Here is a 9778-nt window from a genome sequence, read left to right as displayed (position 1 = left end):
CTTCACGCGCGCCCCCCACTCCCGGCGGGGTCCCTCGGCGCCCCGGGCCGGGGGGGCCCCCCCCCGGGCCCCCCCCCCCCCCCCCCCCCCCCCGGGGGGGGGGGGCCCCCCCGGGGGGGCCCCGGCCGGCCCCCCACGGCGGCATCCCCCACGGCCCGAACCCTGTGCTCAACGAGGAGGACAGCCATGGCCATCAGCACCTTCGACCTGTTCAAGATCGGTATCGGACCGTCCAGTTCACACACCGTCGGTCCGATGAAGGCCGCGACGACCTTCGTGTCGAGGTTGGCCGACGACGGTCCACTCGACCGGGTCGCGCACGTGCGAGTCGAGCTGTACGGCTCGCTGGCGCTCACCGGTAAGGGGCACGGCAGCGACACCGCCGTGATCCTGGGACTGATGGGGCACACCCCCGAGGGGGTGGACGTGGACGCGGTCCCCCTGCTCGTCGAAGAGGTCCGCTCCTCCCGGACCCTGCGTCTGGGCGGCCCCGACGGCCCGGTGGTCACGTTCGATCCGGCCGTGGACGTGGACTTCCGTCGCAAGGAGAGCCTGCCCGACCACCCGAACGGGATGCGGTTCGTGGCCCTGGACTCCGTCGGGGTGGAGCTGGCCGCCAAGGTGTACTACTCCGTGGGCGGCGGGTTCGTCGTGGACGAGCGGGCCGCGGGCGCGGACCGGATCAAGGCCGACGACACCGAACTGCCCTACCCCTTCTCCTCCGCCGAGGAACTGCTGGAGCTGTGCGAACGGACCGGCATGTCGATCAGCGCCCTCGTGTTCGCCAACGAGCAGGCGTTCGGACGCACCCCCGAGCAGATCCGCTCCGAGCTCCTGGAGATCTGGGCCGTGATGCGCCAGTGCGTGCGACGCGGCGTGATGACCGAGGGCAGTCTGCCCGGTGGCCTGAAGGTGCCCCGTCGGGCGCACCGCCTCTACCGCCAGCTGGGCGGCAACTGCGACGAGAGCGGCCTGCTCGCGCCCACCCACGTCGATCCGGACCCCATGCGCGGCAGCGATTGGATCAGCCTGTACGCGCTCGCGGTCAACGAGGAGAACGCGGCGGGCGGGCGGGTGGTGACGGCACCGACCAACGGTGCGGCCGGCATCGTCCCCGCGGTCCTGCACTACTACCTGCACTTCAGCCCGGGCGCGGGCGACGAGGGCGTGGTGCGGTTCCTGCTGACCGCGGCGGCCATCGGCATACTGTTCAAGCAGAACGCGTCGATCTCCGGCGCCGAGGTGGGTTGCCAGGGCGAGGTGGGTTCGGCGTCCTCGATGGCGGCGGCCGGCCTGGCCGAGGTCCTGGGCGGTTCCCCCGCCCAGGTGGAGAACGCCGCGGAGATCGCCATGGAGCACAACCTGGGCCTGACCTGCGACCCGATCGGCGGCCTGGTCCAGATCCCGTGCATCGAACGCAACGCCTTGGCCTCGGTCAAGGCCATCAGCGCCACCCGTATGGCCCTGCGCGGCGACGGCAGCCACTTCGTGAGCCTGGACAAGGTCATCAAGACCATGCGCGACACCGGCCGCGACATGCACGACAAGTACAAGGAGACCAGCCGCGGCGGCCTCGCCGTCAACGTCATCGAGTGCTGACCGGCGGCATCCGTCGACCTGGGCGGGAATGGACCGGGGCCGAAGCGGGTTGTACGGAGGGCACGGCCGAGGGCCTGGCTAGAGCGTTTCCACCCGTTCGCCGGTCCACGGTCGTCACCCCGGGTCTGGTGGCTTGAGCACCGCTCGCCACCAGACTCGCCCTTTCCGGCCCGGGCCTTCGCGCCCGGTCAGGCCAGGACGCGACGGGGGTTCTTGGCCGGAGCCGTCATCGACATCCGGATGACCGCCGGGACTTTCTCAAGGTCGAGCGCGGACCTCAGGTTGGTGAGCGCCTCCTCGCGTACCCGACGCCACACCCGCGCCACGTCCGCGTCCTCGTCCAGGGTGAGCGCCAACCGCAGGTGCGGTTCGTCGCCGGACTCGGTCAGGCGGGCCTTGGCCCGACGCACACCCGGATACTCGGAGACCTCCTGTTCGAGGGCGCCGCGGGCCGCGCTCTCCTGCATCTCCACGTTGCCCTCGTCGCCTCGGCCCAGATACAGGCGACCCACCGTGTCGTTCATGCCCTGCACCAACAACCAGCGAAGGGCCAGGAACCCGGCGACGAAGGCCACCGCCACGGTCACGTAGGGGACCCACTGCCCGGCCAAGACCCCTCTGGCGGTGTCGCTCAGCAGGGGATCGCCCGCGAGCCCCGAGCCGAAGAGCCCTTGCCCGGCCGCGAGGGCCGCGGCGCCGGCCGCGAGCAGCAACATCCCGACGATCACCAGGCCCAGGCGGTTGCCCCGCGCCGACCTGCGGTACCTGTCGCGAGCCATCGCTAACCTTCCGCGTATCGAACGTTCGTGACGATCCGCATGCTGCGCAGCGGAGCCAACTCTCGCAGTCGTCGCTCCACGGACCGCGTCACCTCGGTGGGCAGGTCGCCCGCCTCGCGCATCCCGGTGCGCACATGGACGCGAAGCCTGTTGCCGCGCACCGTGACGTGTGCGTTGTCGACCCCGCTGACCTCCTGGGCGGCGGCGGCCACCGCGCGACGCAGTGCCGGGCGGGTCAGTCCCACCACGAGCGCGGGGTCGTCGGTGCGCAGCGCGGTCCACCGGCTGCGTCCCGGGGCCAGCGCCACCACGATCAGCGCCAGCCCGATCAGCGCCAGCACCGCGGAGGCGATCTGCACCGAGGGTTCGGACCAGGTGGTGGTGGCCGCGTAGTCGGTGGCCGCACCCACCGGGAAGAGCCGTAGTGGGTTGCCCGCGAGCGCGGCGATGACCTCGGCCGCGGCGATCACCGCCACCGCCAGGACCAAGAACCCGGTGATCACCGCCGGCCACGAACGACGTGGCCGGAACGTGTGAACCGCGACTCGCCTGGCCCGACGGTCCACGCTCTGGGCCGGACGGCCGAGCGCCTCTTCCACGGTGGTCATCGCACCAACTCCGCGATCTCTATGTCGATGTGGTGGACCTGTTTGCCGGTGATCCGCTCGATCCGGCCCTTGACGTGTTCGCGTACGTCACCGGCCACCCGGGTGACCGATCGTGGATAGTCCACGTCGATCCGCAGCCTCAACAGGACCACCTCTCCGCTGACACTCGCCCGGGCCGACCGGAAGCGGGCGGCCCGGGCCCCGGAGACCTCACCGGTGGCCTCGCTCGCGGCCTTCTCCATGACGGATCCGGGGATGTCGACGCGGCCCCCGGGATCGCGCGTACGAGCCTGCCCGCCGCTCGACTCGCTTCGTGGGCCCGGCACCCTGTGTTGAGGAACCGTGTCGCTTCGCACCCCGACCACGTTCACTCCCCCGTCTAGGCCGAACGCCGAGTGAACATCTCGGCCAGGTCGAGTTCACCCTCCATCGCCCGGCCGGCGACGAATCCGACCAGGCCCAGGACCAGAACCAGCGCGAAGGCGGGGAACCCGCCGAACGCCGCAGCCAGCCCCAGTACGGTCCCGTAGGACAGTCCAACGATGGGCCACATGGCTTCCCCTCTCATCAAACGCCCTGCCTTTCGATCGGTGTTCAGCCGGTCGCGCGCGCTCCGTCGTCCAACCCGGCGACCACGTCCTCCACGGATACGTGGACGGTGCGGTCGCCGGCCAGCGGAGTCAGTCCCCGACGGATCTCAGTGGCGATCTCCGGAAGCGGACGCCCGTACCTGACCACCACTCCGACCTCGATGTGGTCCCCACGCACCGCGACGCCGTTGATCCGTCCACCCCGCGTGGCGGTGCTCAGGGTCCCGAAGGGCCCGGAGGACGGTTCGACCACGTCGGGGAAGCGGACCAGCTCTTCGACGATCTCCAGCGCGATCCGGTCGGGTGTCTCGCCACCGGCCATGGCTACTGGACCCTGGGTTCGGAGTCGCCGTTGTCGGAGGAGTCGTCCTCCGGCAGGTGGATGTCGTCCACCTTGATGTTGATCTCGGTCACTTCGAGCCCGGTCATCCGTTCGACCGCGCTGGTGACGTTGCGGCGGACCGCGGCGGCCAGGTCCTGGATGGCGGCCCCGTACTCGACGACGAGGTCGATGTCGACGGCGGCCTGGCGCTCCCCGACCTCGACCGACACACCCTGGGCGACCGTCCCGGAGGAGCCTCCCCCGCTCACTGCGTCGCGCACGACTCCGACCATGCGTGCGGTGCCGCCGCCCATGGCGTGGACGCCGCCGATCTCTCGCGCGGCCATGCCGGCGATCTTGGCGACGACGCCGTCGGCGATCCGGGTGTGTCCCTGTCCACCATCGGTGGCGTCACGCCTACCGCCGGATTCGCGGGCGCTCGGCACCGTGGACTGGGTCTTCATCTCCGACACTGGTCCCCCCTAGACAGTGTGCAAACCGTTCTGAACGTTCGGTCGAGACGCGTCAGTCGCGCTTGAAGACGTTCTTGATCTTGTCGCCCGCGGACCCGGTGCCGTCCTCCGCCTTGTCCTTGAGCTTGTCGGTGGCGTCCTTGGCCTTGGACTTGGCCTGGTCGACCTTGCCCTCGGCCTCGGTGCCGTGATCGCCGGTGGCCTTACCGAAGGCCTTCTTGCCCTTGCCGACCGCGTCGTCGAAGTGCTTGCCCATTTTTCTCCCCCTGATTTGAGCCCGTACGGCTCAAGGTGTGTGGACCGAAACGCCACGCCCTCGCCGATGTGCGGGGGACGCGGTGATTCGACCTCATCACACCATATAGACACTCTTCGTAGGCGCCAAGACACTTAAAGCAATGCTTTGCAGGTGGGAAGGGTCATGTTCTCACCATCCTTGCCCCAAACCCAGCCCAGGGAACCCTGTCCCGGGCAAGAAGAACGCCAGGGGTACCGGCCGGTACCCCTGGCGTCCGAAAATCGATTCTCCGGTCAGTCGAAGATGACCGTCTTGTCCCCGTTGAGAAGAACCCGCCGCTGGGCGTGCCAGTTCACGGCCCGCGACAACGCGACCGACTCAAGGTCGCTACCGATCGCGGTGAGTTGCTCCGGGCTGTGGGTGTGGTCGACCCGGGAGACCTCCTGCTCGATGATCGGCCCCTCGTCCAGGTCGGCGGTGACGTAGTGGGCGGTGGCACCGATCAGCTTCACACCGCGCGAGTGCGCCTGGTGGTAGGGACGGGCGCCCTTGAAACTCGGGAGGAAGGAGTGGTGGATGTTGATGATGCGACCGGACATCTTCGCGCACAGCTGCTCGGAGAGCACCTGCATGTAACGGGCCAGCACCACCAGGTCGACGTCGTAGGAGTCGACCAGTTCCAGGATCCTGCGCTCCTGCTCGCCCTTGGTCTGCGGGGTCACCGGCAGGTGGTGGAAGTCCACCCCATAGGAGTCCGCGAGGAACTCCAGGTCCGGGTGATTGGAGACCACCGCCGCGATGTCGATGTCGAGCAGGCCGCTGCGCTGTCGGTAGAGCAGGTCGTTGAGGCAGTGTCCGAACCTGGACACCATCACGATCATGCGCGGACGCACGTCCCGGGCCTGCAGGCTCCATTCGACGAACGCCCCGTCCGCGCTCCGCCCGAAGTCCCCGGACAGGGCCGCGAAGGCACCGCGCAGAACGTCCTCACCGGTGGCGCCCGAACCGCCGTCCTCGGCCATGAACTGCATCCTCAGGAAGAACCGTCCGGTGTAGTGGTCACCGTACTGCTGGCTCTCCGTGATGTTGCATCCGTGGTCGGACAGAAGGTTGGCCACCCCCGCCACGATGCCCCGGCTGTCGGGGCAGGACAGGGTCAGAACGTACTCACGCTCGCTCATCGAAGGAAACACTCCCGCAGATCGTCGGCCGAACAGCCTGACGACCCAGGATATCCAGGGCCTTCGCCCCTTGGGGTCGTTCCAGTCGTATCCCATGTCACCAGCGGGTACGTCCGAGCGCGCAGATCGGACCCCTCGGACAATATGAAAGAGATTCATGTTCTGGCATGCTCGACTCCATGACAAGCCCGCGTGAGAAGTACGAGGCCGCCACCCGGGAGCTCCAGGCACCCTTCGCCATGGTCGACCTGGCCGCCTTCCGCGCCAACGCCGCCGACCTGACGCGGCGCGCACACGGCCGTCCCATCCGCGTCGCCAGCAAGTCCGTACGCAGCCGCGAACTCCTGCGCCGGACCCTCGAACTTCCCGGATACGCCGGGATCATGGCCTTCACCCTGCCCGAGGCCCTCTGGCTGGCCCAGGCCGATCCCCACCTGAGCGACGACATCCTCGTCGCCTACCCCACCGCGGACCGCCCCGCCCTGGCCGAACTCGTCCGCGACCCCGCCGCCGCCCGCGCCATCACCCTGATGGTCGACGACACCGCGCACCTGGACCTCATCGTCACCGCCGTCCGAGCGGCGGACCGTGGCACCGACGTTCCCCGGATCCGCGTGTGCCTGGACATCGACACCAGCTGGCAGCCGCTGGGATCGAACCTGAGGATCGGCTCCTACCGCTCCCCCGTCCGCACCCCCGAACAGGCCCGGGAGCTGGCCCGCGCCGTGGTCGCCCGCCCCGAACTGGAACTCGACGGCGTCATGGCCTACGAGGGACAGATCGCCGGACTGGGCGACGCGCCCCCCGGCAGGCCTCTGTACGGGAGGATCCTGCGCGTGGTGCAGCGCCGCTCCGCCATCGAACTGGCCAGGCGCCGGGCCGCCATCATCCGCGCGGTCCGCGCCGTGGCCCCGCTGCGCTTCGTCAACGGCGGTGGCACCGGCAGTCTGCACACCACCGGACGAGAGAAGGCCGTGACCGAGCTGGCCGCTGGTTCGGGGCTGTACCAACCGCACCTGTTCGACCAGTACCGGTCCTTCCAGGGCAGACCCGCCGCGCTGTTCGCACTGCCGGTCGTGCGGCGCCCCGCGCCCGGCGTGGTCACCGTCCTGGGCGGCGGCTATCCCGCCTCGGGGCCGGCCGACGCGCACCGTCCGCCCGTGCCGTACCTGCCCGAGGGGCTCTCCTACACCGCCAACGAGGGCGCCGGTGAGGTACAGACCCCGCTGATCGGCGAGGCCGCTCGCGGTCTGTCCGTCGGCGACCGGGTCTGGATGCGCCACGCCAAGGCGGGCGAACTGTGCGAGCGCTTCGACACCCTGCACCTGATCGACTCCGACAGCGGCACCTACGAGGGTTCGGTTCCCACCTACCGCGGCGAGGGCCGCACCTTCCTGTGAGGCACCGGATCCGCCGGACACGGGACGGGGCCCGCGCGACCTACGCGCGGGCCCCGTCCCGTCGTTCCCGGGGGCCGGGAACCTACTTCCGCTTGCGGCGGACCGCCCAGGCCACCACGCCCACGGCGATGACCGTGCCCACCCCGGCCGCGAGGATCAGCGCCTCGGGAGGCAACCGACCGCGCGACTGGTAGGTGGTCACCACCCTGTCGTCGCCCTTGAGCACGATGCTGCCCTCTTCGGGATGCACCAGGTGGCTCTCCACCCGGACCGCTCCACCCCCTATCACCAGCGCACGGGCCTCGTCGAGGAGTCGCGTTCCGCGTTCCTTGGCCTTGTCGACCTGGCGTCGGGCGATGTTGGCGGGGCGAGCCCGCACACCGAGTTCGTCCAAGGTCTCGGCCAACCGGCGCTGCTCGCGGTCGATCTCGGCCTGGATCTCGGCGGCGGTCTGGCGCGGTTCGGTGTCGCCTGCCGTCATTGAGTGCCTCTCTCCACTAGCGCACGATTGTCTGAGAGCCCGAGTCCGAGCCGGTGTCCCGGCCCTGATCCTCCGCGCCGTCGGACGGACCGGAGAATCTCAGCGCGCCATCGATTCCGTCGACCACACGGAAGAAGTCCCGCGTGGACAACCACAGTTTATAGATGATGGCGATCTCGAAGGCGAGCAGCAAAACGCCCACAAAGGCCGTGATCCAGCCGATCACGGGCGGACCGAACAGGACCGCGGCCACCGGCGCGACCACGAAGACGGCCACCTGGAACTCGATGCCGCCCACCAGGTGGGTACGGACGCGGCGGGCGTTCAACGCCGCCCAGAACCGCTGATACCAGGGGAAACGCGTTCGGAATTCCTGGTGCAGGTCGACCTTGGGAAGGGTCAGGTCCGGCTGCTTGCCGGCCGTGCGCTGGTTGCGCGCCTCCCGCTCGTTCTGGCTGCGCAGAATGTGCTCCAACACGCCGATGCCGTGCCGCAGAACCGCCTGCTCGCCACCATCGCTCATCGTGCGGCCACCGCGACCGGTCGCGGCGCCCGTGTCATCGCCGGCGGGGTCCAGCATCGACAGGGCCGCCCGGGCGCGCTCCAACGCCGCCGCCAGGTGCGAACGCATCTCCCGCCGCACCTTGTACACCTGCAGGGCGTTAAGGTAGCGCAGCATGTCCAGGAAGACCACGGCCAACGCCAACCAGACGAACGCCACGTGCCCGGTCTCCCGGTACTGTCCGCCCATCAGCGCGACCACGCACACGAGCACCCGGAACCGGTCGGACACGTAGTCCATCCAGGCCCCGAAGATCGTCTCGGTGTCGGTGAGCCGGGCCAGTTTGCCGTCGACGCAGTCCACGAGGAAGCACACGTAGTACAGCGCGGCGCCCAGAATGAGCAGCGGCCAGTACCCGAACGCGAAACACACGGCGGCGCCCAGCCCGAGGAAGAGCGCGACCACCGTCAGCTGGTTCGGGGTGATGGAGGTGCGGTTGGCGAAGAAGCGGACCAGCCGGACCGCTATCGGGTCCACCAGGTACACGGTCCACCAGGAATCGCGCTCCTTGAGGGTGCGGGCCCTGACCTCGTCGAGTGTGAAACCGGACATCGGCGCGAACTACTCCCAAAGAGAAACGGATGTGCTCCGGCCCGGCTGCGACGCCGGACATGCCGGCGGGTCACCGGCGACCCGCGCACGCTACGGCATGAGGTCCAGAACAGGCCAACCGAGAGCGTTCGGTCAACAATAGGTGATCAGACCGTCGGCCACCCCCAATGCGGATGAACCGAACCGGAATCGCAACCGAAGCACGCACGTCACCCACGACCACCACCACGGATGCGTCCCCCACCCGCACCCCGTACCCACCCGGGCATCTCATACTGTGAGGCATGCAGAACACGGGCCGGGCACGCCCGGCCCACCAGCAGCGGAAGGAAGACACCACGTGAGCGAGACCATCCGTCTGGAGCCCGGAGACCAGGCCCCCGACTTCACCCTCAGCGACGCCGACGGTGACCCCGTCACCCTGAGCAAGGTCCTGGCCGACACCGGCAAGAGCGTCGTGCTGTACTTCTACCCGGCCGCGATGACCCCCGGATGCACCACCGAGGCGTGCGACTTCCGGGACAACATCACCGAGTTCGCCGACGCCGGCTTCACCGTGCTGGGGGTCTCCCCCGACAAGGCCGAGAAGCTGGCGCGGTTCCGGGAGCAGGAGAGCCTGACCTTCACCCTGCTCGGTGACCCAGAGAAGGAGACCCTGACCGCCTATGGGGCCTTCGGGGAGAAGAAGAACTACGGTCGCGTCGTCCAGGGCGTCATCCGGTCCACCTTCATCGTCGGTACCGACGGCAAGGTGCAGAAGGCCTTCTACAACGTGAAGGCCACCGGCCACGTCGACCGGATCAAGCGCGAACTGGGCCTCTGATCCGCGATCGGTCGTCCGGTCACCGAGAGACCGGACGACCGGTGCCCCCGGGTTCCCGTCCACCCCGCCGATCCCGGTAGAGTTACCCCGTTGGGGCCGTAGTCCAACCGGCAGGAGACGGCAGCTTTAGGTGCTGTACAGTGCGGGTTCGAATCCCGCCGGCCCCACTC

At 69.3% G+C, this 9778-nt stretch carries 13 protein-coding genes and 1 tRNA gene; 4 read left to right on the top strand and 10 right to left on the bottom strand.

Annotation, left to right across the window (positions count from 1 at the left end; all coding sequences use genetic code 11):
* The first annotated feature begins 186 nt into the window (after positions 1 to 186).
* Positions 187 to 1599, top strand: coding sequence for an L-serine ammonia-lyase (locus tag ACWGSK_RS22255; protein WP_358504507.1), 1413 nt, complete (start codon positions 187 to 189; stop codon positions 1597 to 1599).
* Positions 1600 to 1787: 188 nt separating this feature from the next.
* On the opposite strand, the gene amaP is transcribed toward ACWGSK_RS22255, so the two are convergent.
* From amaP to purU, 8 genes are all read right to left on the bottom strand, one after another.
* Positions 1788 to 2378, bottom strand: coding sequence for an alkaline shock response membrane anchor protein AmaP (gene amaP / locus ACWGSK_RS22250; protein ID WP_358504510.1), 591 nt, complete (start codon positions 2376 to 2378; stop codon positions 1788 to 1790).
* 2 nt (positions 2379 to 2380) lie between these two features.
* A complete protein-coding gene (locus ACWGSK_RS22245) occupies positions 2381 to 2986 on the bottom strand; it encodes a DUF6286 domain-containing protein (RefSeq protein ID WP_452456622.1) in 606 nt (201 codons plus the stop codon).
* A complete protein-coding gene (locus ACWGSK_RS22240; protein WP_358504516.1) occupies positions 2983 to 3351 on the bottom strand; it encodes an Asp23/Gls24 family envelope stress response protein in 369 nt (122 codons plus the stop codon). Before ACWGSK_RS22240 ends, ACWGSK_RS22245 begins: the two co-directional genes overlap by 4 nt.
* A gap of 14 nt (positions 3352 to 3365) precedes the next feature.
* The gene (locus ACWGSK_RS22235) at positions 3366 to 3539 is read right to left on the bottom strand and encodes a hypothetical protein (protein WP_190318529.1); all 174 of its coding nucleotides are present in this window, start codon (positions 3537 to 3539) and stop codon (positions 3366 to 3368) included.
* Positions 3540 to 3580: 41 nt separating this feature from the next.
* Positions 3581 to 3898, bottom strand: coding sequence for a hypothetical protein (locus ACWGSK_RS22230; protein ID WP_358504520.1), 318 nt, complete (start codon positions 3896 to 3898; stop codon positions 3581 to 3583).
* Positions 3899 to 3900: 2 nt separating this feature from the next.
* The gene (locus ACWGSK_RS22225) at positions 3901 to 4362 is read right to left on the bottom strand and encodes an Asp23/Gls24 family envelope stress response protein (RefSeq protein ID WP_358504523.1); all 462 of its coding nucleotides are present in this window, start codon (positions 4360 to 4362) and stop codon (positions 3901 to 3903) included.
* A 61-nt stretch (positions 4363 to 4423) separates the two neighbouring features.
* Positions 4424 to 4627 (bottom strand): CsbD family protein, encoded by a 204-nt coding sequence (locus ACWGSK_RS22220; RefSeq protein WP_358504526.1) that lies wholly within the window; start codon positions 4625 to 4627, stop codon positions 4424 to 4426.
* 275 nt (positions 4628 to 4902) lie between these two features.
* A complete protein-coding gene (gene purU / locus ACWGSK_RS22215) occupies positions 4903 to 5790 on the bottom strand; it encodes a formyltetrahydrofolate deformylase (protein ID WP_358504529.1) in 888 nt (295 codons plus the stop codon).
* A 179-nt stretch (positions 5791 to 5969) separates the two neighbouring features.
* On the opposite strand from purU, the gene ACWGSK_RS22210 reads away from it, so the two are divergent.
* Positions 5970 to 7190, top strand: coding sequence for an amino acid deaminase/aldolase (locus tag ACWGSK_RS22210; RefSeq protein ID WP_358504532.1), 1221 nt, complete (start codon positions 5970 to 5972; stop codon positions 7188 to 7190).
* An 82-nt stretch (positions 7191 to 7272) separates the two neighbouring features.
* Here ACWGSK_RS22210 and ACWGSK_RS22205 read toward each other — a convergent pair whose 3' ends face one another.
* Positions 7273 to 7671: a DUF3618 domain-containing protein gene (locus ACWGSK_RS22205; RefSeq protein WP_358504535.1), complete on the bottom strand. Its 399-nt coding sequence runs from the start codon at positions 7669 to 7671 to the stop codon at positions 7273 to 7275.
* A gap of 16 nt (positions 7672 to 7687) precedes the next feature.
* A complete protein-coding gene (locus tag ACWGSK_RS22200; protein ID WP_358504538.1) occupies positions 7688 to 8785 on the bottom strand; it encodes a CDP-alcohol phosphatidyltransferase family protein in 1098 nt (365 codons plus the stop codon).
* A gap of 340 nt (positions 8786 to 9125) precedes the next feature.
* On the opposite strand from ACWGSK_RS22200, the gene bcp reads away from it, so the two are divergent.
* Positions 9126 to 9608: a thioredoxin-dependent thiol peroxidase gene (gene bcp, locus ACWGSK_RS22195; protein ID WP_067606639.1), complete on the top strand. Its 483-nt coding sequence runs from the start codon at positions 9126 to 9128 to the stop codon at positions 9606 to 9608.
* Between the two features lie 92 nt (positions 9609 to 9700).
* Positions 9701 to 9775 (top strand) — tRNA-Leu (locus tag ACWGSK_RS22190).
* Positions 9776 to 9778: the final 3 nt, after the last annotated feature.

This window comes from Nocardiopsis sp. NPDC055551, from assembly GCF_053619415.1.
The sequence above is the reverse complement of the archived record's forward strand: the minus strand, read 5'-3'. Positions and strand labels throughout refer to the sequence as shown.

Excerpts from the sequence above, each read along its gene's own strand:
- ACWGSK_RS22255 (WP_358504507.1), top strand. The coding sequence starts at position 187 with ATGGCCATCAGCACCTTCGACCTGTTCAAGATCGGTATCGGACCGTCC.
- amaP (WP_358504510.1), bottom strand. The coding sequence starts at position 2,378 with ATGGCTCGCGACAGGTACCGCAGGTCGGCGCGGGGCAACCGCCTGGGC.
- ACWGSK_RS22245 (WP_452456622.1), bottom strand. The coding sequence starts at position 2,986 with ATGACCACCGTGGAAGAGGCGCTCGGCCGTCCGGCCCAGAGCGTGGAC.
- ACWGSK_RS22235 (WP_190318529.1), bottom strand. The coding sequence starts at position 3,539 with ATGTGGCCCATCGTTGGACTGTCCTACGGGACCGTACTGGGGCTGGCT.
- ACWGSK_RS22230 (WP_358504520.1), bottom strand. The coding sequence starts at position 3,898 with ATGGCCGGTGGCGAGACACCCGACCGGATCGCGCTGGAGATCGTCGAA.
- ACWGSK_RS22225 (WP_358504523.1), bottom strand. The coding sequence starts at position 4,362 with ATGAAGACCCAGTCCACGGTGCCGAGCGCCCGCGAATCCGGCGGTAGG.
- ACWGSK_RS22220 (WP_358504526.1), bottom strand. The coding sequence starts at position 4,627 with ATGGGCAAGCACTTCGACGACGCGGTCGGCAAGGGCAAGAAGGCCTTC.
- purU (WP_358504529.1), bottom strand. The coding sequence starts at position 5,790 with ATGAGCGAGCGTGAGTACGTTCTGACCCTGTCCTGCCCCGACAGCCGG.
- ACWGSK_RS22210 (WP_358504532.1), top strand. The coding sequence starts at position 5,970 with ATGACAAGCCCGCGTGAGAAGTACGAGGCCGCCACCCGGGAGCTCCAG.
- ACWGSK_RS22205 (WP_358504535.1), bottom strand. The coding sequence starts at position 7,671 with ATGACGGCAGGCGACACCGAACCGCGCCAGACCGCCGCCGAGATCCAG.
- ACWGSK_RS22200 (WP_358504538.1), bottom strand. The coding sequence starts at position 8,785 with ATGTCCGGTTTCACACTCGACGAGGTCAGGGCCCGCACCCTCAAGGAG.